The 20,221-nt window shown below is 73.4% G+C and carries 22 protein-coding genes; 18 read left to right on the top strand and 4 right to left on the bottom strand.

Going from position 1 to position 20,221, the window contains the following annotated elements:
• Positions 1-44: 44 nt before the first annotated feature.
• Both BLW32_RS20565 and BLW32_RS20560 read left to right on the top strand, forming a co-directional pair.
• On the top strand, positions 45-1,499 hold the full coding sequence (locus tag BLW32_RS20565; protein WP_068739543.1) for a catalase: 1,455 nt from the start codon (positions 45-47) through the stop codon (positions 1,497-1,499).
• Positions 1,500-1,549: 50 nt separating this feature from the next.
• Entirely contained in the window at positions 1,550-2,188 is a 639-nt protein-coding gene (locus BLW32_RS20560) for a response regulator (RefSeq protein WP_074850737.1), read from the top strand.
• Between the two features lie 13 nt (positions 2,189-2,201).
• Here BLW32_RS20560 and BLW32_RS20555 read toward each other — a convergent pair whose 3' ends face one another.
• Positions 2,202-3,317 (bottom strand): sensor histidine kinase, encoded by a 1,116-nt coding sequence (locus tag BLW32_RS20555; protein ID WP_068739541.1) that lies wholly within the window; start codon positions 3,315-3,317, stop codon positions 2,202-2,204.
• Between the two features lie 160 nt (positions 3,318-3,477).
• Here BLW32_RS20555 and BLW32_RS20550 point away from each other — a divergent pair, with 160 nt between their 5' ends.
• The 4 genes from BLW32_RS20550 (at position 3,478) to BLW32_RS20535 (ending at position 7,626) form a co-directional block, all read left to right on the top strand.
• Positions 3,478-5,091: a multicopper oxidase family protein gene (locus tag BLW32_RS20550; protein WP_068739539.1), complete on the top strand. Its 1,614-nt coding sequence runs from the start codon at positions 3,478-3,480 to the stop codon at positions 5,089-5,091.
• A 129-nt stretch (positions 5,092-5,220) separates the two neighbouring features.
• Complete coding sequence (locus BLW32_RS20545) at positions 5,221-5,664, top strand: hypothetical protein (protein WP_068739537.1); 444 nt, start codon at positions 5,221-5,223, stop codon at positions 5,662-5,664.
• Positions 5,665-5,710: 46 nt separating this feature from the next.
• The gene (locus tag BLW32_RS20540; protein WP_068739536.1) at positions 5,711-6,208 is read left to right on the top strand and encodes an HXXEE domain-containing protein; all 498 of its coding nucleotides are present in this window, start codon (positions 5,711-5,713) and stop codon (positions 6,206-6,208) included.
• Entirely contained in the window at positions 6,205-7,626 is a 1,422-nt protein-coding gene (locus BLW32_RS20535) for an MFS transporter (RefSeq protein WP_068739535.1), read from the top strand. Before BLW32_RS20540 ends, BLW32_RS20535 begins: the two co-directional genes overlap by 4 nt.
• On the opposite strand, the gene BLW32_RS20530 is transcribed toward BLW32_RS20535, so the two are convergent.
• Positions 7,611-8,921, bottom strand: coding sequence for an oxygenase MpaB family protein (locus BLW32_RS20530; RefSeq protein WP_068739534.1), 1,311 nt, complete (start codon positions 8,919-8,921; stop codon positions 7,611-7,613). The two genes, BLW32_RS20535 and BLW32_RS20530, sit on opposite strands and share 16 nt — an antisense overlap.
• Positions 8,922-8,989: 68 nt before the next feature.
• Here BLW32_RS20530 and BLW32_RS20525 point away from each other — a divergent pair, with 68 nt between their 5' ends.
• Positions 8,990-9,574, top strand: a complete 585-nt coding sequence (locus tag BLW32_RS20525; RefSeq protein ID WP_231857283.1) for a TetR/AcrR family transcriptional regulator — start codon at positions 8,990-8,992, stop codon at positions 9,572-9,574.
• A 12-nt stretch (positions 9,575-9,586) separates the two neighbouring features.
• On the opposite strand, the gene BLW32_RS20520 is transcribed toward BLW32_RS20525, so the two are convergent.
• A complete protein-coding gene (locus tag BLW32_RS20520) occupies positions 9,587-10,015 on the bottom strand; it encodes a MarR family winged helix-turn-helix transcriptional regulator (RefSeq protein ID WP_068521647.1) in 429 nt (142 codons plus the stop codon).
• A gap of 96 nt (positions 10,016-10,111) precedes the next feature.
• Between BLW32_RS20520 and BLW32_RS20515 the strand changes: the two genes are divergently transcribed.
• The 10 genes from BLW32_RS20515 to abmR all read left to right on the top strand — a co-directional run bounded on the left by BLW32_RS20515 (position 10,112) and on the right by abmR (position 18,887).
• Entirely contained in the window at positions 10,112-10,477 is a 366-nt protein-coding gene (locus BLW32_RS20515; RefSeq protein WP_068739532.1) for a hypothetical protein, read from the top strand.
• 54 nt (positions 10,478-10,531) lie between these two features.
• On the top strand, positions 10,532-11,350 hold the full coding sequence (locus BLW32_RS20510; protein ID WP_068739531.1) for an NUDIX hydrolase: 819 nt from the start codon (positions 10,532-10,534) through the stop codon (positions 11,348-11,350).
• 115 nt (positions 11,351-11,465) lie between these two features.
• A complete protein-coding gene (locus tag BLW32_RS20505; protein WP_068521644.1) occupies positions 11,466-12,266 on the top strand; it encodes a GNAT family N-acetyltransferase in 801 nt (266 codons plus the stop codon).
• Between the two features lie 2 nt (positions 12,267-12,268).
• Entirely contained in the window at positions 12,269-13,141 is an 873-nt protein-coding gene (locus BLW32_RS20500) for a lysophospholipid acyltransferase family protein (RefSeq protein WP_068739530.1), read from the top strand.
• A gap of 66 nt (positions 13,142-13,207) precedes the next feature.
• Positions 13,208-14,413 (top strand): cysteine desulfurase family protein, encoded by a 1,206-nt coding sequence (locus BLW32_RS20495; RefSeq protein WP_068739529.1) that lies wholly within the window; start codon positions 13,208-13,210, stop codon positions 14,411-14,413.
• Positions 14,413-15,510, top strand: a complete 1,098-nt coding sequence (gene mnmA / locus BLW32_RS20490) for a tRNA 2-thiouridine(34) synthase MnmA (RefSeq protein ID WP_068521638.1) — start codon at positions 14,413-14,415, stop codon at positions 15,508-15,510. Before BLW32_RS20495 ends, mnmA begins: the two co-directional genes overlap by 1 nt.
• Entirely contained in the window at positions 15,503-16,516 is a 1,014-nt protein-coding gene (locus BLW32_RS20485; protein WP_068739528.1) for a uroporphyrinogen decarboxylase/cobalamine-independent methonine synthase family protein, read from the top strand. Before mnmA ends, BLW32_RS20485 begins: the two co-directional genes overlap by 8 nt.
• 17 nt (positions 16,517-16,533) lie before the next feature.
• Positions 16,534-17,862 (top strand): ammonium transporter, encoded by a 1,329-nt coding sequence (locus BLW32_RS20480; protein ID WP_068739527.1) that lies wholly within the window; start codon positions 16,534-16,536, stop codon positions 17,860-17,862.
• A 26-nt stretch (positions 17,863-17,888) separates the two neighbouring features.
• Positions 17,889-18,272 (top strand): hypothetical protein, encoded by a 384-nt coding sequence (locus tag BLW32_RS20475; protein ID WP_068739526.1) that lies wholly within the window; start codon positions 17,889-17,891, stop codon positions 18,270-18,272.
• A 93-nt stretch (positions 18,273-18,365) separates the two neighbouring features.
• Positions 18,366-18,887, top strand: a complete 522-nt coding sequence (gene abmR, locus BLW32_RS20470; RefSeq protein ID WP_068739525.1) for an ATP-binding transcription factor AbmR — start codon at positions 18,366-18,368, stop codon at positions 18,885-18,887.
• 7 nt (positions 18,888-18,894) lie between these two features.
• On the opposite strand, the gene BLW32_RS20465 is transcribed toward abmR, so the two are convergent.
• Positions 18,895-19,296, bottom strand: a complete 402-nt coding sequence (locus BLW32_RS20465; RefSeq protein ID WP_068521629.1) for an MmcQ/YjbR family DNA-binding protein — start codon at positions 19,294-19,296, stop codon at positions 18,895-18,897.
• Between the two features lie 60 nt (positions 19,297-19,356).
• On the opposite strand from BLW32_RS20465, the gene BLW32_RS20460 reads away from it, so the two are divergent.
• A complete protein-coding gene (locus BLW32_RS20460; protein ID WP_231857282.1) occupies positions 19,357-20,220 on the top strand; it encodes a TIGR03619 family F420-dependent LLM class oxidoreductase in 864 nt (287 codons plus the stop codon).
• Position 20,221 lies beyond the last annotated feature (1 nt).

Genomic DNA, 20,221 nt, shown 5'->3' with positions numbered 1-20,221 from the left:
TGAACAGCCCTGAACGACAACCACATACGCGGAGGAGAACAGCCATGTCCGAGAACGCGAACTTCACCACGACCGACTCCGGCGCTCCCGCGGGCAGCGACGAGCACTCGTTGACCGTCGGCGCCGCGGGCCCCATCGTCCTGCACGACCACTACCTGATCGAGCAGATGGCGCAGTTCAACCGCGAGCGGATCGCCGAACGGCAGCCGCATGCGAAGGGCAGCGGTGCGTTCGGCACGTTCGAGACGACCGCCGACGTCTCGGCGTTCACGTGCGCGGAGGTCTTCGCGCCGGGCGCGAAGACGGAGATGATGGCGCGGTTCTCGACGGTCGCGGGGGAGCGGGGGAGCCCGGACACGTGGCGTGACCCGCGGGGTTTCGCGCTGAAGTTCTACACCCCGGCGGGCGTGTACGACTTGGTCGGCAACAACACCCCGGTCTTCTTCATCAAGGACCCGATGAAGTTCCAGCACTTCATCCGCTCGCAGAAGCGCCGCGCCGACAACAACCTCCGCGACCACGACATGCAGTGGGACTTCTGGACCCTGTCGCCGGAGTCCGCGCACCAGGTCACCTGGTTGATGGGCGATCGCGGCATCCCGAAGTCGTGGCGCCACATGAACGGCTACGGCTCGCACACGTACCTGTGGGTCAACGCGGAGGGGGAGAAGCACTGGGTCAAGTACCACTTCCTGTCCGACCAGGGCGTCGAGACCCTCACGCAGGACGAGGCCGACCGGCTGGCCGGCGCCGACGGCGACTTCCACGTCCGGGACCTGTTCGACGCCATCGCCCGCGGGGAGCACCCGAGCTGGACTCTCACGGTGCAGCTGATGCCGTTCGACGACGCGGCCGACTACCGGTTCAACCCGTTCGACCTGACGAAGGTGTGGCCGCATTCCGACTACCCGCTGCGGGAGGTCGGTCGGATGACGCTGCACACCAACCCGACCGACAACCACAGCCAGATCGAGCAGGCCGCGTTCGAGCCCAGCAACGTCGTCCCCGGCATCGGGTTCAGCCCGGACCGGATGCTGCTCGGGCGCGTCTTCGCGTACGCCGACGCCCACCGCGCGCGGCTCGGCGCGAACTACAAGCAGATCCCCGTGAACCGGCCGCGTACCGAGGTGCGGAGCTACTCCAAGGACGGCGCCATGCGGATCGATCCCGTCCGCGATCCGGTGTACGCGCCGAACTCCAAGGGCGGCCCCGCCGCCGACTACCCCGGGCAGCCCGAGCCGCAGTGGGCGGCCGACGGGGAGTTGGTGCGGGCGGCGTACGTCGCGCACCGCGAGGACGACGACTGGGGCCAGGCCGGCACGCTGGTCCGCGACGTGATGGACGACGCGCAGCGCGAGCGACTGGTGTCGAACGTCTCCGGCCACCTGCTCGACGGCGTGACGGAACCGGTGCTCCTCCGCGCCTTCGACTACTGGAAGAACATCGACGCCGGAATCGGGGAGCGGATCGAGCGGGCGGTCCGCGAGGCGCAGGGCTGACCTCACCGACGGGGCGGGGGGCGGGCGCGCCCGCGTCTAGGATCGTCCCCGTGAACAGTGTGTTGATCGTCGACGACCAGCGGCTGATCCGCGACGGCCTGACGATGCTGCTCACCTCCGCCCCCGACTTCACCGTCGCGGGCGAGGCGACGAACGGCGACGAGGCCGCCCGCGCCTATCGCGAGCTCGCGCCCGACGTCGTGCTCATGGACCTGCGGATGCCGGGCGCGGACGGCGTGCACGGGATCGAGCGGATCATGGCCGCGGACCCGGCGGCCCGTATCGTCGTGCTCACCACCTTCGACGACGACGAGCACATGTACCCCGCCCTCGCCGCGGGCGCCGTCGGTTTCCTGGTCAAGGACATCGCCCCGGAGGCGCTGCTCGACGGCCTGCGGCGGGCGCTCGGCGGGGAGGTGCCGATGTCGCCCGGCCCCGCGCGCCGCGTGCTCGACGAGGCGCTGCGCGCGCGGTCCGCCGGCTCGGCGCCGGCGGCCGAGGAGCCCGCGGTGCCGCTCACCGACCGCGAGCGCGACGTGCTCGCCCTGGTCGCCGAGGGGCTGGCCAACGCGGCGATCGCGGCCCGGCTGCACGTCGCGGAGTCGACTGTGAAGGCACACATCGCGAACCTGCGGCAGAAGACGGGCGCCGGGTCGCGGGTCGAGCTGGCGCGCTTCGCGCCCCGGTAGCGGCTCCGCCCCGTTAGGACGCGCGGACCGGCACCGACAGCGCGACCACCCAGTGATCGCCGTCGGGGCCCGCCGTGATGGCCCCGCCGGCGAGGTCCGCGCGCTCGGCCATCCCGGTGAGGCCGTAGCCGTGCCCCCGGTGCGCCTGCGCGGGCAGCGGGCTCGACACCCGCGCCTCCCAGGCGTCGTCGGAGCGCCCGACGTCGACGGTGACCGTCGCGCCGCGCGGCGCGTGCTTCATGACGTTGGTCAGTGCCTCCTGCACGACCCGGACCAGCGTCAGCGCATCGATCGCGGCCGGAGGCCCCGCGCCCAGGTCGATGCGCGAGCGGACGTCGAAGCCCGCGTCGGCCGTGCGCTCCACCGCCCGCCGCACCTCGGTCTCGGTGTCGTCGATCGTCCGGCCCTGCACCGGGTCCCGCTCCCGCATCGCGGCGAGGAGACGCCGGATGTCGCCGAGCGAATCCGTGGCGGTCTCGTGGATGTCCGAGAGCACCTCGTCGAGGCCGGGGTCGATGCCCGCGTAGACGGTGCGGGCGACGCCCACCCGGAGCGAGATCGCCGACATGTGGTGCGCCATGAGGTCGTGCAGTTCGCGGGCGAGGGCGGCGCGCTCGTCGCGGCGGGCCTGCCGCGCCTCCTCCGCGAGCGCGCGCCGCTCCCGTTCCGCCTGGGCGAACCGCTCCCGCATGTACAGCCCGCCGACGACGGGGAGTCCGACGAAGCTGAGCGTCTCGGCCAGCACCCGGATCAGCGTGTGCTGCTCGTCGTCGAACAGCGATCCGGTGATGTAGCAGGCCGCCCACACGAGCGTCGCGGTGACCACCTGCCACCGCGGCCGCTGCGAGGCTGCGAGTTCGGCGAGGGCGAGAGCGGCGAGGTACGGCACGAGCCCGGCGGGACCCCAGGCCTCTGCGGAGAGCAGACCGCCGCACAGCACGGACAACGCGAGCGAGACGGCGAACGGCGCGCGCCCCCCAAACGCGAACAGGGCCGCGGCGAGCATCGATCCGGCGATGTAGGCGGGCGAGGCGTGGAACCTCCCGGGGTACACGCTCACCGCGAGCAACACGGGCACCACCACGAGGGGAGCGACCCGCACCCCGACGGTCCAGCTGGTGCGCGACATGGCAGCACCGTACGACACCGCGGGGCCGGGAGAGAAGCCGTGACCAGCGCACATAACGCCGGAATCAGGGAATGTCAACCCCCTCCCGGCCAGTCCTGGGCGCGGATTCCGTGTCCGAAGGGCGGAGTCGCACCGTTCCGCCGCCGACGACGCTGGAGGCATGATCACGAATACCGCCGCGCGGCCACGAGCCGGCGCAGGCACGAACCGCCGCCGTTTCCTCGCTGCCCTGATCGCCGCACCGCTCGCGGGCGCCGCCGTCGCCGGATGCCGCGCGACGGCGGCACCGTCGACCCCCGGCGCGTCCGTCCTGCCGGGCGGCCGTCGCGCCCTGCCGATCCCGCCGCTCGCACGCTCGGTCGTGGGCGCAGACGGGGTGCGCCGGTTCGACCTCGCGACGCGGGCGGGATCCACGGAGATCGTCGCGGGCCGGCGCAGCGCGACGTGGGGCTTCAACGGCGACATCCTCGGCCCCACCCTGCGCGCCCGCGACGGCGAGAAGGTCGCGGTGACCGTGCGGAACGGTCTCACCGAGGCGACCAGCGTGCACTGGCACGGCATGCACGTCCCCGCCCGCGCCGACGGCGGCCCGCACCAGATGGTCGAGCCGGGCGCGACGTGGAAGGCGGAATGGACGGTGCGGCAGCGCGCCTCGACGCTCTGGTACCACCCGCACCCGCACGGGGTGACCGAGAAGCACGTCTACCGGGGGCTCTCCGGCTTCTTCCTCGTCGACGACGACGCGCAGGCCGCGCTGGGCCTGCCGTCCGAATACGGCGTCGACGACGTCCCCGTCGTCGTGCAGGACCGGAAGTTCACGCCCGCGGGCGAACTCGACGAGACGGCGCCCGGCGAGACGGGGCTCATCGGGCCGACCGTGATCACGAACGGCATCGCCGGCGCGAGCCTCGTCGCACGCCGCGACCGGATGCGCCTGCGCCTGCTCAACGGCGCGTCCGCGCGCTGCTTCGAATTCGGCTTCGCCGACGGCCGCCGGTTCGAGATGATCGCCTCCGACGGCGGGCTGCTCGCCGCACCGGTGTCCCTGGACCGGCTCATGCTCAGCCCGGGCGAGCGGGCCGAGATCGTCGTCCGGGTGAGCGCCGGCGAGCGCACGATGTTGCGCTCCTTCCCGATCACGCAGCGCGGCAGGATCTCCGGCGAGACGGCCCGGGAGTACGGACAGGACGACACCCTGGACGTGCTCGAGCTGGTCGGTGCCGGCGCGCTCGAGACCGGGGCCGGTGCCGTGCCCCGCGATCTCGGCGTCATCGCGCCGCTCGCCGCGGGGGCCACGGCACCGTCGCCGAAGGCGCGCGCCTTCGACCTGCAGTGGTACATGATCAACGGTGAGCGGATGGACATGAGTCGCATCGATCTCGCACCCGTCGTCGACACGACCGAGGTGTGGACGGTGCGCAACAAGGACAACTGGCCGCACAACTTCCACATCCACGACGTGCAGTTCCAGGTCGCGTCGTTCAACGGGAAGACCCCGCCGGCGCACCTGCGGGGCTGGAAGGACACCGTCTACCTAGCGCCCGGCGACACCTGCGCCCTCGCGATGCGGTTCACCGACTACACCGACCTGACGATGCCGTACATGTACCACTGCCACCTCCTCTACCACGAGGATCGCGGCATGATGGGCCAGTTCGTCGTCGCGGAGAAGGGGCAGACCTCGCCCACCCGCTTGGAGATGCCGGGAATGGCGATGGCGATGCCCGCGTCGGGCGCCCCGTCCGCGCCCGCCGGATCGCACGGCGGGCATTGATCGCAGCGGTGTCCACGGCGCGCGACGGGGCCCACCGGTGTAACGATCGCAAGGCCGGGGCCGACCTCACGTCTGAGGAACCTTCGCGCCGCAACTCCTGTGGCTCGGACGAATCGGAGGAGGACGCACATGCTGAGGAAGACGCTCGTCACCGGGATCGCCGCGGCGGGGCTGGTCGCCGGGATCGCCGCGCCGGCCCAGGCGGCGCCGCTCGCCGTGCCCCAGGTGCCGCTGACCGCGACCCAGGTCGCCGGACTCGGTATCCCGCAGCCCTTCACCACCAGGATCGGCGCCGACACGACGGGCCGTCCGGGCGAGGTCCGGCTGGCCGCGCACAGCTCCGTCGGCTACAACTCGTACATGTCGCTGGTGCGCATCGACTTCCGCAACCTGCGGACCGGCGCCCGGGGTTCGGTCACCGTGAAGCCCTTCACTCTGGGGCAGGTCCCGGACACGGCCGTCGCGCAGACGGGAACCGGCCGGGTCGCCTACACCGCGCGCTTCGTCAGCTCCGGCACCGTGGCGGTCGTGCTGGCTCCGACGCCGGGCAGCGGTTCCTTCGACGTCCGCTGACCCGGGCCCGCCGCGCGCGAGTCCGGGCCGGTTCGGTCTAGTTTCGTTGTATGACGGAACGCAGTGGAGCCGTGCCCGCGCGGCGACGGTCGGCCTGTTCGTCGCGTGGGCGATCCACGACACGGAGGAGTGGTTCACGATCGGGCCGTGGGCGCGCGAGCGCGGGCTGCCGGTCTCGGACGGTCTGGCGCGCACGGCGATCGGCGCGATGGGCGTGGCGGTCGGCGCCGCAGCCCTCGACGGCGCCCGCACGGGCGGGCGATCGGCCTGGTACCAATCCGCGCTGCTGGCGTACGGGCTGCACGGCGTCTCCCACCTCGCGATGGCGGCGCGGTGCGGCGGCTACGCGCCCGGCGTCGCCACGACGCCGATCGCGGTGCTGCCGTTCTGGCTGTGGGCATCCTCGCGGCTCGCCAGGGAGGGCGTGCGGCGTCCCGCGGCCGGGCTGCTGCCCGGCGCTGCGGCGATGCTCGCCGGTGGGCTCGCCGGATCCTTCGGCGTGGCAGCCCTGGTGCAGCGCGGCGCGCGCGGTCGCGCGACATGACGGCGGCAGGTGACGGCGCGACCCCGCGCCTGGCGCTGGCGTCCGCCTCCGGTCGATGGCTCATCGCCGCCGCGGCACTCGGATCGGGCGTCGCGTTCCTCGACGGCTCGGTCGTCAACGTCGCGCTGCCGGCGATCGGACGCGATCTCGGTGGCGGGCTCTCGATGCTGCAGTGGGTGCTCGACGGGTATCTGCTCACCCTCAGCGCCCTGCTGCTGCTCGGGGGCGCGCTCGGCGACCGGTACGACCGGCGCCTCGTCTTCCTGGTCGGCCTGGTGGTCTTCACCGTGGCCTCCGTCGGGTGCGGCCTCGCCCCCACCGGCGAGGTGCTCATCCTCGCGCGCGTGGTGCAGGGCATCGGCGGCGCGCTGCTGGTGCCGAGCAGCCTCGCCATGATCGAGACGGTCATCCGGGCGGAGGACCGCGGCCGCGCGATCGGGGTCTGGGCAGGGCTCAGTGGTGTCTCGTCGGCGATCGGGCCGTTCGTCGGGGGCTGGCTGGTCGACGCCGCGTCGTGGCGGTGGGTCTTCCTCATCAACGTCCCGCTGGCGGCGGTCGCCCTGGTGCTCACGGTCCGGCACGTCCCGCGGATCCGGGACGCGCGCGTGCGGGGGCCGCTCGACGTGGCCGGCGCGGTGAGCGTGACGATCGGCCTGGGCGGGGTGACCTTCGCACTGATCGAGGCCCCGGTCCAGGGGTGGACGCCGACCGTCGTGGCGGCGCTGGTCGTCGGGGTGCTCGCTGTGGCGGCGTTCCCGTTCGTCGAGCACCGCGCGGCGGATCCGCTCGTCCCGCTGAGGCTGTTCCGGTCGCCGCAGTTCAGCGGGACGAACGTCGTGACCCTCGCCGTGTACACCGGACTCGGCGGCGCGCTGTTCCTGCTCTCGCTGCACCTGCAGGCGAACCTGGGCTACAGCGCGCTCCAGGCCGGCCTGGCGTTCGTGCCGTTCACGGCGATCATGCTGGTCCTCTCCGGCCGGATGGGTGCTCTGGCGCAGCGGACCGGGCCCCGTGCACTGATGACGGCGGGTCCACTGGTCGCCGGGGTGGGGCTCGCGCTGCTGGTCCTGGTCGTCCCCGGCGCGACCTACTGGGGCGGGGTGCTCCCCGGCATCCTCGTCTTCGGTCTGGGCATGGCCATGACCGTCGCGCCGCTCACGGCGACGGTGCTCGCGGCGGTGCCGGCGGAGTACGTCGGTGCGGCGTCCGGGGCGAACAACGCGATCTCGCGGTTCGCGAGCCTGCTCGCCGTGGCCGTCCTCCCGCTCGCCGTGGGGATCACGGACCCGAGTGGAGCCTCGCTCCAGGACGGCTTCGGCCGGGCGATGCTCGTCTCCGCAGCGCTGTGCGTCATCGGCGGCGCGGTCGCCTGGGCCACCGTCCGCAATCCGGCGGAGACGGCTCAGGCCCTCGCGTAATCGGCACCGTCGGAGACGAATTCCGGGTGGCCGTAGGTGGCGAGGCGCTGATGGATGAGCCTGGTCAGGTAGCGGTCGACCCCGTCGCGCACGAGGGGGATCCGGACGCCGATCTCCGCGGCGATCGTGCGGCCCCCGATGAACGGCGCGGTGAGCGCTACCAGCGCCACGTCCACGGGTGTGAAGTCCACGCCCATCCGCGCGGCCTTCGACGGCCTGCCGTCGCAGAAGGCGATCGCGAACGAGGTCTTGCTCCAGGCCTTCTCGACCAGGCTGGCGACCTCGTCGACGGGGCCGCGGTCCGGCCGCAGGTACGCCTCCATCGACGACCGGACGAGCGCGCCGCAGGTCTCGTCGTCGAAGTCGTCGCGGAGCAGGGCCGCCCGGGCGAGGAAGACCCGCACGATGTCCTTCGGCGTGGTGGGCAGCAGCTCCTCGGGGAGTCCCAGCAGGAAGCAGCGGTAGCGGTTGAACTCGACGATCGCGCGCTCGTGGGCGTCGAAGTCGCGCTTCTCCTTCACCGCCCGGATCGCCAGGAGGTAGCTGCCGATGGTGCCCGCGGGCATCTGGTCGACCTGGGGGATGGGGATGCCGTAGACCTCGCGGTTCCAGGCGCCGGGCCGGGTGAGCGCGTGGTACCGCACCATCGAGTGCATCAGGCGCACCATGGCGGCGGCCTCGAAGCCCTCGCGGTGCCGCTGCAGCGCGCCGGGCAGGGTGGTCACGGCGAAGAAGTTCGCGGTCTCGTTGATCCGCCGCGCGGCGCGTTTTCCCGAGAGCGCGCCGGTCAGGGCCATCGGCAGGGCGGCGTAGGTGTTGAGGAAGGTGGCGAGGAAGACGCCGCGGGTGATGAACGGCGAGGTCAGGGCGGAGCCGACGCGCGCGAGGCGAGCACCCTCCTCGACCAGGCGCATGTCGACCCAGGCGGGTGTGTCCTCCATCGCGGCGAGGAAGGCGCGCAGTTCCTCCGGGGCGTCGGGCACGGCGTCGATCCCCTCTCGGCAGGCCTCGCGCAGCATCGCGACCAGCGTCTTCGTGCCGAAGCGGGGTTCGAGCGAGGCGTAGGGGTCGGCGACGACGTCACCGAGGAGCGTGGTGGTGGCGATCAGCTCGACGGTCCGCTCGTCGTCGAGCGTCGCGGCGCGGCGGCCCATCCGGGGGTGCAGCGCGGACGGGACGTCGGGGTCGGCGGTGTGCCGATGGGGCGGGGTCTCGAAGTCGACGTCGCCGTACAGATCCGGTTGCAGGGCCGCCTGGGAGCGCACCCGCTCGGCGAGTCCGGGGTAGTGCCGCATCGTGAACGCTCCTTAACTTTCATCGCGTAAGTATCACGATGACAGGGTGTAAGTTAGCCTGTCAAGGGATGACGAGAACCCGGATGACCGCCACGGAGCGGCGCGAGCAGATCCTCGACGTGGCGCACGACATCGTCGCCGCCGAGGGGTTCCACGCGGCCACGCCGCGGCGCATCGCCGACGACGCGGGCGTCACGCGGACGGTGCTCTATCAGCAGTTCGGCGATGTCGCGGGGTTGCTCGTCGCGCTCATCGACCGCGAGGCCGACCGGATCGGGTCGCAGTACCTCGACGCCGTCGCGGAGGTCGCGCCGGAGTCCGACAACGATCCCTTCGTCTCGGCCTTCGAGGGGGCGGTGCGCGCCATCGACGAGAACCCGGCGGGGTGGCGCCTCTTCCTCCTGCCGCCCGAGGGCGCGCCGCCCGCCCTGCACGAGCGCCTCGCCGAATCGCGGGACGCCGTGGTCGCGTTCATGGAGCTGAGCCTGCGCAGCACCTTTCCCGGGATCGAGGATCCGGAGTACCTCGCGCGGGTGGTGCACGCGACCGCGCGCGAGCTGCTGTGTCTGCATCTGACGGATCCCGAGAACGCCACCGTCGAGCGGCTCACCGGCCTGATCCGGCGCCTGCGTACCTTCGCGCCGCCGCAGTAGGAGCTGTCGGGGCTACTCCGGCAGGAGCCGGGCGAGCAGGCGGCGCAGCGTCGCCGCCTCCTGGGCGGACAGTCGCGCGGCGAGGAGTTCGTCCTCGGCGGCGCGGATCCGCCGCTGCGCGTGCAGCTGAGCGGTCGCGCCCGCAGTGGTCGCGGCGACGGTGCGGCGCCGGGCGTCCTCGGCTTGCTCCCGCGCGACGAGGCCGCGGGACTCCAACTCGCCCAGGTGTTTCCCGAGTCGAGTGGTGTCGCGGCCCGTCCGCCGGGACAGCTCGACCTGGGAGACCGCGCCGCCCCGCAGCAGCGTGGTCAGGATGGCGTACTCCCACATCGAGACGCCGGCCTCGCGGAGGATCGGCTCCTCGAGCGACATCAGGCGACGCCCCAGGACGCCGACCGCTTCCGCGAGGTCCGGCTCGGGCGCGGGTTCCTCGGTGGCCATGGCTCCTCCAGGTCCTCTACCGTGGTGCATGAAAATCGTCTACCGTGGTGCACGGTAGAGCTGCACCGTCGATCATTCGAACCTACTGGGGGCGCCATGGACACGTCGGATCTGGAGCGGGCCGTGCGGGAGTACGCGGCCGTCCTCTCGGAGGCCGCGGAGGCCGATCTCGCGGCGCCCGTCGGGGAGCGCACCGTCGGGGGCCTGACCGGGGAGTTGGCCGCGCGGGCGTCGGCGCTCGCCGGGGCACTCGGCGCGGCAGCCGGACCCGACGGTGCGCCCGGCCCGCCCGACGCGTACGGCGGCGGGTTCGACCTCCCCTTCCGGCGCGCTCTCCGACGGCTCGCGGCCGCCGCGGGCGCGGCCCCGTCGGATCCCGGAACGGAGCGCGAACTCGCCGACCTGACGGGCGCCGTCGAGGACGGTGCCGGCGCCCTGACCAGGGCGCTCGGCCTCGGCTGAGGGCGGCGGCACCGAACCGGACATCGACGCGCGCGGGTCGGATACGGTGAGCGAATGTCTTCGAACATCGAATCTCCCACGGCGCCGCCCCAGCCCAAGGATGCGGCCACCGTCGTCCTGGTGCGCGACGGCGAGGACGGGATCGAGGTCTTCCTGCAGCGCCGCGTCCAGCAGATGGCCTTCGCCGGCGGGATGACCGTCTTCCCCGGCGGGGGAGTGGATCCCCGCGACGGCGAGGCCGATCTCGCCTGGCAGGGGCCGGCCGCGCGGTGGTGGGCCGAGCGCTTCGGCGCCGGCGAGCGCGACGCCCGCCAGCTGGTCTGCGCCGCCGTGCGCGAGACCTTCGAGGAGTGCGGCGTCCTGCTCGTCTCCGCGGCCGACGGCGGCGCCCCCGACGTCGCGGCCCTCGCGCCCGCCCGTGCGCGGCTCGAGGCCAAGGAGATCTCCCTGGCGCAGTTCCTCCGCGACGAGGGCCTCGTACTCCGCGCCGACCTGCTCAGGCCCTTCGCGCACTGGATCACGCCCAAGAACGAGAAGCGCCGCTACGACACCCGCTTCTTCCTCGCGGCCCTGCCCGACGGCCAGCGCGCCGACGACCGCACCAGCGAGGTCGAGGAGGCCGGCTGGCGGACCGCCGCGCAGGCCCTGGACGACTGGTCCGCGGGGCACTGCTTCCTCCTGCCGCCCACCTGGTCCCAGCTGCGCGCGGTGGCCGAGTACGGCACCGTCGGCGCGTTGCTCGCGGCCGAGCGCACGATCGCGCCGGTCGAGCCCGAGCTGCCGCTCGGCGGCGCGATCGACTCCCTGCAGTTCGCGGAGGCCGCCGAATACGTCGCGTCCATGCCGCCGAACATCCCGCGCCCGACGCTCTGACGGCGGCGCGCGGCACCGGCGCGTAGCCCGCTATTCACCCGCGTTCTCACAGGATTCACCGACCCGCGCGGTCGCGGTTCACCGGCAGGTCGCCTGACCGGCCCACTGTGAGGTCATGAGTACACCGGGAACACTGCTCACCGGCCGGACCCCCGCACGCGAGACCCTGATCCACGGAGCCGAGTACGAAGTGGTGCTCACCACCCGTGCCGACGACGTCGACACGGTGCAGCGGCTGCGCTACGAGGTCTTCGGTTCGGAGCCGGGCTTCGAGGCCTCGATGGCGGGGGTCGTCGACGGCCGCGACGCCGACCGGTTCGACGAGTTCTGCGACCATCTCGTGATCCGGCACAAGCCCAGCGACGCGATCGTCGGCTGCTACCGGATCCTCCCGCCGCCCGGCGCGATCGCCGCCGGCGGCCTGTACCTGGCCACCGAGTTCGAGCTCGGCGCCCTCGACCACATCCGCCCCGAGACGTTGGAGATGGGGCGGGCCTGCGTGCGCGCCGACCACCGCACCGGCGGCGTCCTGTGCCTCATGTGGGCCGGCCTGCTCGCCTACAGCGACCTGCGCGGCATCCGGTACGCGATGGGAGCCGTCAGCGTCCCGATGCAGTACGAGGGCTACGGCCGCGGCGCGACGGTCCGCGCCGTCCGCGAGCTGGTCGACGCCAAGCACCGCGCCCAGTGGGTGGTGACCCCGCGCACCGCGGTCGAGGAGATCACTGCGGAGCCCGCATCCCGCCGCACCTTCCCGCCGCTCGTGACCGGCTACCTGCGGATGAACGCGGAGATCCTCGGCGCGCCCAGCTACGACCCGGTCTTCGACGTCGCCGACTTCCCGATGATCATCGACCGCACCCGGTTCAACGTGCGCTACCTCGAACGGCTGCAGCAGGCGGCGGGAAGCCTCTAGCCATGATCCCCGTCGCGGAACTGGCCCGGCACCCCTGGCAGCAGGTCTCCCCGTGCGACGGGGCCTGCTCCGCCGACGAGCCGCAGGAGACCGCTGCCTGGCTGCGGGCCGTGCGCTGGGCCGCGCTCTTCACGGTGATGGTGGCCGGCCTGCTCGCACTGGCCCTCGCGTACCCCTGCGGCGCCACGGCCCGCCGCGTCGTCATCCGCGGCGGCGCGCGGGCGATGTTGTTCGCGCTCGGCATGCGCGTCGAGCCGGTGGGCAACGTGCCGCTGCGCTCCCTCGTGGTGGCGAACCACCAGTCGCTGCTGGACATCGTCGCCATCGCCTCGATCGCGCCCGCCGCGTTCGTCGCCAAGGCCGACATCTTCGACGTCCGCCCGATCGCGGCGCTGATGCGCGCCTTCGGCGCGATCCCGCTGCGCCGCGAGCGCCTGCGGGAGCTCCCGGCCACCGTCGATCACGTCGCGGACCTGCTCCGACGGGGCGGAACCGTCGCGCTCTTCCCCGAGGGCACGACCTACTGCGGGGCCCACCGCGGCGAATTCCGGCCCGCCTTCTTCCAGTCCGCGATCGACGCCCGCGCCGATGTCGTGCCGGTCTCGCTGCGCTACTCGATGCGGCTGCCGGGCCCGGCGCGGGGCGCGCGGCAGAGCGCCGTCGCCGCCTACGTCGGGTCCGACACCGAGTTCAGCACGCTGTCCCGGGTCATCGCCGCCCGCGGCGTCGCGGTGCGCGTCCACGCCACCGAGGTCATCGACGCCGGTCAGTGGGTCGGCGCCGGCCGCGGAGCGCTGGCCGCGCGAGCCGAGGCCGCGGTGTTCGCCGACGCGGAGTTCCTCGAGGCCGCCCCGGCGCTGCCGCTCGCGGCCTGAGCGCCGCGGAGGGGCGGGGTCACCCTGGAGGGAGAGGCTCGTGACCCGGCGTATCGTTGTAGCGCGATGACTCCCGACCGCGAGAACCCCGTGTACCTCGACCACGCCGCGGACACCCCGATGGTGCCCGAGGCGATGGCGGCGATGGCGCAGGCGTCCGCGCGACCGGGCAACGCCTCCTCGCAGCACGGTTCCGGCCGGCGCGCCCGCCGCATCCTCGAGGAATCGCGCGAGTCGATCGCGCGGGAGCTGGGCGCCCGCCCCTCCGAGGTGGTCTTCACCGGCGGTGGCACCGAGGCCGTGAACCTCGCCGTGAAGGGCCTGTACTGGGCCCGCCGCGCCGAGAACCCCGCCGCGGTCACCGTGATCGCCTCCGCGGTCGAGCACCACGCCGTGCTCGACGCGATCGAGTGGCTCGGCGAGCACGAGGGCGCCGTCGTGCGGCTGCTGCCCGTCGACCACCGCGGCCTCGTCGACCCGGCCGACCTGCGCACCGCGCTCGACGAGGCGGCCGGCACCGTCGCACTGGTCAGCGTCATGTGGGCCAACAACGAGGTCGGCACCCTGCAACCGATCGCCGAGCTGGCCGCCGAGTGCGCGCGCCACGGCGTGCCGATGCACTCCGACGCCACCCAGGCCACGGGCCACGTACCCATCGACTTCGACGCGAGCGGCCTCGCCGTGCTCACCAACGCCGCGCACAAGTTCGGCGGGCCCCAGGGCGTCGGCACCATGCTCATCGGCCGCAGCGTCGCCCTCGTGCCGCTGGCGCACGGCGGCGGCCACGAGCGCGACCTGCGCTCCGGCACGCCCAACGTCGCCGGCGCCGCGGGCATGGCCGCCGCGCTGACGGTGGCGATCGGCCGCATGGACGAGGAGGCGCGCCGCCGCGCCGCGCTGCGCGACCGCCTCATCGCGGGCGTCCGTGGTTTCGAGGGCGCCGTGATCAACGGCGGTGCCGCGCACGACATCCCGGCGCTGCCGGGCATCGCCCACGTCTCCTTCGCCGGCTGCGAGGGCGATTCGCTGCTCATGCTGCTCGACGCCCGCGGCATCGAGTGCGCCACCGGGTCCGCCTGCAGCGCGGGCGTCGCGCGCGTCAGCCACGTCCTCGAGGCCATGGGCGCCGACCCCGGTGTGGCGCGCGGCTCGCTGCGCTTCTCCTTCGGCCCCGAGAACACGGAGGCCGACGTCGACGCGGTGCTCGACGCGCTGGGCCAGGTCGTCGACCGCGCCCGCGCCGCCGGGCTGAGCTTCACGGGGGTCCGCTGATGCGCGTGCTGGCCGCGATGAGTGGCGGCGTGGACTCCGCCGTCGCCGCGGCGCGGGCCGTCGAGGCCGGGCACGACGTGGTCGGCGTGCACCTCGCCCTGTCCGAGGCTCCGGGGACCCTCCGCACGGGCTCGCGCGGCTGCTGTTCCAAGGAGGACGCCGGCGATGCCCGCCGCGCCGCGGACGTGCTGGGCATCCCGTTCTACGTCTGGGACTTCGCCGACCGCTTCCGCGAGGACGTGATCGACGACTTCGTCGCCGCCTACGCCGCGGGGGAGACCCCGAACCCCTGCCTGCGCTGCAACGAGAAGATCAAGTTCTCGGCGCTCGCCGAGCGGGCCTACGCGCTGGGCTTCGACGCCGTCGCCACCGGCCACTACGCGCGCCTCGAGGGCGGCGAGCTGCGCCGCGCCGTCGACGCCGACAAGGACCAGTCGTACGTGCTGGCCGTCCTCACCGCCGAGCAGCTCTCCCGCGCGCTGTTCCCCGTCGGCGACACCCCGAAGCCGCTGATCCGCGAGGAGGCCGCGCGCCGCGGCCTCGCGCTCGCCGAGAAGCCCGACAGCCACGACATCTGCTTCATCCCGTCCGGCGACACCCAGGCCTTCCTCGGCGCCCGCATCGGCGTGCGCCCCGGCGCCGTCGTCGACGGGGAGACCGGCGAGCGGCTCGGCGAGCACGCCGGCGTGCACGAGTTCACCATCGGCCAGCGCAAGGGCCTCGGCCTGCCCGGCCCGGCCCGCGACGGCGAGCCCCGCTACGTCACCGCGATCGACGCCGCCACCGGCGAGGTGACCGTCGGGCGCGGCGAGCGCCTCGACGTCACGCGGATCGTCGCCGACGGTGCCGTCTGGACCTCCGGGAGCGCGCCGTCCGGCCCCGTCGAGGCGATGGTGCAGGTCCGCGCGCACGGCGGCCTCGCGCCCGTCACCGTCCACGCCGACGGCGACCGCCTGGTGCTGGACCTCGCGACGCCGCTGCGCGGCGTGGCGCCGGGCCAGGCCGCGGTGCTGTACGCCCCCGACGCCGAGCGCGGCGACCTGGTGCTGGGCTCGGGCACGATCCGCTCGACCGCGCACGACCCCGCACATGTCTGAATCCCTCGCACCGCTGGTCGGCGGCGTGACGGGGATCGGTTCCGTCCCCGGCACGGACCCGCGTGAGGCGGCGGCCACCGTCGTGGGCGAGCTCGAGGTGCCCTTCCTGCCCGAGCTCCCGAACCGGGGGATCGGCGCCGACATGATCGGCCGCGCCGCCGGCCTGCTCGTCGACATCGGGTTCGACGTCTCCACCACGGGTTACCGCATCGGCGTCCCCGGCGGCCGGGTCGCGCGGCTCGCCGGTGACCACCTGGAGCGGGACCTGGACGCGTTCGAGGAGGCGTACGAGGTCGCCCGCCGCCGGGGCGGGGGCCTGGTCAAGATACAGATCGCGGGCCCGCTGACCCTCGCCGCCGGCCTGGAGCTGCCGAACGGCCACCGCGTCGCCCGCGACCGCGGAGCGATGCGCGACGTCGCCGCGTCGCTCACGGAGGGCCTGGTCCGGCACGTCGCCGACCTGCGGCGACGGCTCGGCGCCGACGTCGTGGTGCAGCTCGACGAGCCGTCCCTGTGGTCGGTCGTGCACGGCACCGTCCCCGCGCTCACCAAGCTCGACCCCGTGCGCGCCGTCCCGGCGCCGGAGGCCGCCGAGTTGCTCGCCTCCGTGGTCGACGCCCTCCACGACGCGGGTGCCCCGGTCCTCGTTCACCTGTGCGGGCCCATCGACTGGGACGTGGTGCGCCGCGTCCCCGTCGACGGTGCGCTGCTCGACGCGACCCGGCTGACCGCGGCCGACTACGAGGGCTTCGGTGAGCTCGCCGAGTCGCGCACCGTCGTGGGACTGGGCCTCGCGCCCGCGGTCGCCGCGCCGCGCCGCGCCGCGCCGCAGGACCTCGCGGCCCCCGCGCTCCGGCTCTACGACGAGGTCGGCCTGCCGCGCCGCGATCTGGCCCGCGCGACCGTCACCCCCGTGTGCGGTTCGCCCGGTTCGCCCGGGATTCGACCGATTCTCGACGCCTGCAAGGAGATTCGGTCGGTCTTGGCGGAGGCATCGGTGGCCTAGCCCGCTACACTTCGGCGATGTTCCCGACCACCGGGGCAGTCGATGGTGCAGATACCGCCTGGCTGCTCGCCGCGTTCGCGCTCGTGCTGTTGATGACCCCGGGGCTCGCCCTGTTCTACGGCGGCATGGTGCGCAGCAAGAGCGTGCTCAACATGATGATGATGTGCCTCACCGCCATCCCGGTGGTGTGGCTGCTGTGGGTCGCCTTCGGCTACTCCATGACCTTCGGGCCCGACCGCGGCGGCGTCGTGGGTGATCCGACGACCTTCGCGGGCCTGCGGGGCCTGCTCGGCGCGTTCGGGGCCGACGGGTCAGACGCGGGCGCGGTTCCGCTCGTCGGGCAGGTCCCGGCGCTGCTCTTCGTCGCCTTCCAGGCGGGCTTCGCGATGGTCACCGTGGCCCTCATCGCCGGCGCGGTCGCCGACCGCATGCGCTTCGTCTCCTGGCTCGTCTTCGCCGCGCTGTGGGCGACGCTGGTCTACTTCCCGGTCGCGCACTGGGTGTTCTCGGTGCCCGGCCTCACCGCCGAGCACGGCGGCTGGATCGTCGAACACCTCAGGGCGATCGACTTCGCCGGCGGCACCGCGGTGGAGATCAACTCCGGAGCCTCGGCCCTGGTCATGGCGCTGCTGCTCGGCCGGCGCGCGGGCTGGCCGCGCGATCCGATGCGCCCGCACAACCTGCCCTTCGTCATGCTCGGCGCCGGACTGCTGTGGTTCGGCTGGTTCGGGTTCAACGCCGGCTCCACCCTCGCGGCCAACGGCTCCGCCGCGCTCATCGTCGTGAACACGCTCGGCGCCGGGGCGGTGTCGATGGTCTCGTGGCTGATCGTCGAGAAGGTGCGGCACGGCAAGCCCACGTCCTTCGGCGCCGCGTCCGGCGTCGTCGCGGGGCTGGTGGCGATCACCCCGTCGTGCTCGGCGGTCACGCCGATCGGCGCGCTCGCGGTGGGTGCCGCCGCGGGCGCGATCAGTTCCTACGCCATCGAGCTCAAGTACCGCTGGCGCTACGACGACTCGCTCGACGTCGTGGGCGTGCACCTGGTCAGCGGCGTGGTGGGCATGCTCATGATCGGCCTGGTCGGCAGCGCCTCGGCCCCGGCGGGACGCGACGGCCTGCTCTACGGCGGCGGCGTCGATCAGCTGTGGCGGCAGGCCGTCGCGGTCGTCGTGGTGCTCGGCTACGCGATGGCGGTGACCCTCGTCATCGGCCTGGCGCTCAAGGCCACGATCGGGCTGCGGGCCGACCCGCAGCACGAGGCCGACGGCCTCGACGACGGCCTGCACGCCGAGTCCGCCTACGACTTCCACGTCGTGCGGGGCGGGCGGCTCGAACCGGGGCGGTGATGCGGCCGCAAAGGTATCGTTCCGCTATGACCGGATTCCGCCGTTCCTCCTCGCTCGCCGTCGCTCTGATCGCCGCGGGTGCGCTCGCGGGCTGCTCCTCGGGCTCGGGCTCGGGTGCGCCGTCGACGGCCGCCGCCCCGCCGTCGGCCTCCGCGTCGGCGCCCGCGCAGCCGGCCGCCGCGATCCCCGCGAACGTGCCCGGCACGTACGCGAACGGCGACTGGGTCGTCCGCCTCGCGGCCGACGGGACGTGGGAGGAGGACCTGCGCGGGCAGGTCAATGCCTACGGCGGCACCTACACCGTCAGCGGCGATCAGGTGGTGCTCCGCGACCGCCGCGGGTCGAGTGAGACCGCCACCCTGCAGGGCGACGAGCTGCGTCTGCCCTCGATCACCCTCACGCGCCGATAGGCGCGTTCCGCTCTCGGCGATACCCCTCGACACCCCCGCACGTCCTGAGTAATCATGTAATCATGTAATCAGGACCGATTGAGGAGGTCTCCCATGATGGCAGGACGAGGACCGCGCGGAGCGGTGCCGGACGCGAAGGACGCGGGCGAATGGTTCGCGGGCAGGTTGCCGGAGGGCTGGTTCGACGGTCCGCCGACGGTCACCGTCGATCGCGAGGAGATCGTCGTGGTCGGCGTCCTGCCGTCCGGCGACGAGGAGTCGACCGCCCAACGCGAGGGGCGCGCCGCCCGGTTCCGGGAGGAGACCCGCGACCAGCGGATGCGGATCGCGGACGAGGCGCAGGAGCGGTACCAGCGGCGCGTCTCCTGGGGCGTCTCGACGGGTGCCGAGACGATCCTCTACACGCACCAGGCGGTGCCGGTGATGACGCGGCTGCGGCAGCCGGAGCGCCTCGTGCTGGACACGCTCGTCGACGCCGGCGTGGCGCGCTCGCGCGCGGATGCGCTGGCGTGGTGCGTGCGGCTCGTCGGCGAGCACACGGAGGACTGGCTCGGACAGCTGCGGCGGGCCATGAAGGACGTCGACGATCTGCGGGAGCAGGGGCCGGGTCTCTGAGCGGGCGTCAGGCCTCGTCGAGCGCGGCGATCGCGCGCTTCGGCGCGATCTGCCGGTAGCTCGCGTCGATGAGCTCGCGCACCTCGTCCCAGTCGACGGTGCCGACCGTCAGGTCGAGCCCGAGCCAGCCCGCCGACGCCATGTACGCGGGCAGGTAGAAGCGCTCGTCCTGTTCGAGCGCCGTGCGTTCCGCGGGGTCCGCGATGAACAGGACGCTCGTGTTGCGCTGCTCGTGCGGCCGTGCGGCGGTCTTCTTCGTGCCGCCGCCGTACATCGCGAACATCTTGCCGCACCGGAAGGTGGGCCGCCCGTGCGCGATCTTCTCCGTCGACTCGGGGAAGGCGAGCGCGATCTCCCGCACGCGGGCGAGTACGGGATCGTCGTCGGAGAACATGATCGGATGGGGCATGTCTGCAGACCCTAGGGCGGATCTGCCGCGCGCGTCGATGGAACATGTTCTACTGCGAGGGTGAGTGATCAGCACCCCTCCGTGGGCATCGTCCAGTTCACCTCCGATCGCGGCCTGCCGCCGCAGCGCCTCGCGCCGATGATCGAGGCCGCGGGCTTCGCTTCCTACTTCGTGCCGGAGCACGGTCACATCCCCACGCGGCGCGACGCCGCGCACCCCGGGACCGGCACCGCGGAGCTCCCCGACGACCGCTACCTCCGCACCCTCGATCCGTGGACCACCCTGGCGGCCGCCGCCGCGGTGACCGAGCGGATCGAGCTCGCGACCGCCGTCGCGCTGCCGGTGCAGGCCGACCCGATCACGCTCGCCAAGACGATCGCCACCGTCGACCACCTCTCCGGCGGGCGTGTGACCCTCGGCGTCGGGTTCGGCTGGAACCTCGACGAGCTGGCGGACCACGGCGTCCCCGCGGGACGCCGCCGGACGATGCTCCGCGAGTACCTCGAGTCGATGCGGGCGCTGTGGCGCGACGAGGAAGCCCAGTACCAGGGCGAGTTCGTCTCCTTCGGCCCGAGCTGGGCGTGGCCCAAGCCGCCGGGCGCGGTCCCCGTCCTCGTCGGGGCCGGCGGCACGGACAAGAACTTCACCTGGATCGCGAAGAACGCCGACGGCTGGATCACCACCCCGCAGGACCGGGGGATCACCGACGCCGCGCGCAGGTTCGCCGAGATCTGGCGGGAGCACGGGCGCGACGGTGCCCCTCGCATCGTCGCGCTCGACGGCCGCCCCGACCGGGACCGGCTGGCCCGCTGGGGCGAGGCCGGCGTCACCGACGTGCTGTACCCGGCGGTCGACTCCGACGAGGTGGCCGCCGCGGAGCACCTGCGCCGCGTCGCGGACGCCGTCGCGCTCGAGCGGGCGTGAC

The organism is Tsukamurella tyrosinosolvens, assembly GCF_900104775.1.
Lineage (GTDB): Bacteria > Actinomycetota > Actinomycetes > Mycobacteriales > Mycobacteriaceae > Tsukamurella > Tsukamurella tyrosinosolvens.
The sequence above is the reverse complement of the archived record's forward strand: the minus strand, read 5'-3'. Positions and strand labels throughout refer to the sequence as shown.

What these genes read in the sequence shown, in the direction of transcription:
- BLW32_RS20565 (WP_068739543.1), top strand. Translation starts at nt 45, where the DNA reads ATGTCCGAGAACGCGAACTTCACCACGACCGACTCCGGCGCTCCCGCG.
- BLW32_RS20555 (WP_068739541.1), bottom strand. Translation starts at nt 3,317, where the DNA reads ATGTCGCGCACCAGCTGGACCGTCGGGGTGCGGGTCGCTCCCCTCGTG.
- BLW32_RS20550 (WP_068739539.1), top strand. Translation starts at nt 3,478, where the DNA reads ATGATCACGAATACCGCCGCGCGGCCACGAGCCGGCGCAGGCACGAAC.
- BLW32_RS20545 (WP_068739537.1), top strand. Translation starts at nt 5,221, where the DNA reads ATGCTGAGGAAGACGCTCGTCACCGGGATCGCCGCGGCGGGGCTGGTC.
- BLW32_RS20535 (WP_068739535.1), top strand. Translation starts at nt 6,205, where the DNA reads ATGACGGCGGCAGGTGACGGCGCGACCCCGCGCCTGGCGCTGGCGTCC.
- BLW32_RS20530 (WP_068739534.1), bottom strand. Translation starts at nt 8,921, where the DNA reads ATGCGGCACTACCCCGGACTCGCCGAGCGGGTGCGCTCCCAGGCGGCC.
- BLW32_RS20525 (WP_231857283.1), top strand. Translation starts at nt 8,990, where the DNA reads ATGACGAGAACCCGGATGACCGCCACGGAGCGGCGCGAGCAGATCCTC.
- BLW32_RS20520 (WP_068521647.1), bottom strand. Translation starts at nt 10,015, where the DNA reads ATGGCCACCGAGGAACCCGCGCCCGAGCCGGACCTCGCGGAAGCGGTC.
- BLW32_RS20515 (WP_068739532.1), top strand. Translation starts at nt 10,112, where the DNA reads ATGGACACGTCGGATCTGGAGCGGGCCGTGCGGGAGTACGCGGCCGTC.
- BLW32_RS20510 (WP_068739531.1), top strand. Translation starts at nt 10,532, where the DNA reads ATGTCTTCGAACATCGAATCTCCCACGGCGCCGCCCCAGCCCAAGGAT.
- BLW32_RS20505 (WP_068521644.1), top strand. Translation starts at nt 11,466, where the DNA reads ATGAGTACACCGGGAACACTGCTCACCGGCCGGACCCCCGCACGCGAG.
- BLW32_RS20500 (WP_068739530.1), top strand. Translation starts at nt 12,269, where the DNA reads ATGATCCCCGTCGCGGAACTGGCCCGGCACCCCTGGCAGCAGGTCTCC.
- BLW32_RS20495 (WP_068739529.1), top strand. Translation starts at nt 13,208, where the DNA reads ATGACTCCCGACCGCGAGAACCCCGTGTACCTCGACCACGCCGCGGAC.
- mnmA (WP_068521638.1), top strand. Translation starts at nt 14,413, where the DNA reads ATGCGCGTGCTGGCCGCGATGAGTGGCGGCGTGGACTCCGCCGTCGCC.
- BLW32_RS20485 (WP_068739528.1), top strand. Translation starts at nt 15,503, where the DNA reads ATGTCTGAATCCCTCGCACCGCTGGTCGGCGGCGTGACGGGGATCGGT.
- BLW32_RS20480 (WP_068739527.1), top strand. Translation starts at nt 16,534, where the DNA reads ATGTTCCCGACCACCGGGGCAGTCGATGGTGCAGATACCGCCTGGCTG.
- BLW32_RS20475 (WP_068739526.1), top strand. Translation starts at nt 17,889, where the DNA reads ATGACCGGATTCCGCCGTTCCTCCTCGCTCGCCGTCGCTCTGATCGCC.
- abmR (WP_068739525.1), top strand. Translation starts at nt 18,366, where the DNA reads ATGATGGCAGGACGAGGACCGCGCGGAGCGGTGCCGGACGCGAAGGAC.
- BLW32_RS20465 (WP_068521629.1), bottom strand. Translation starts at nt 19,296, where the DNA reads ATGCCCCATCCGATCATGTTCTCCGACGACGATCCCGTACTCGCCCGC.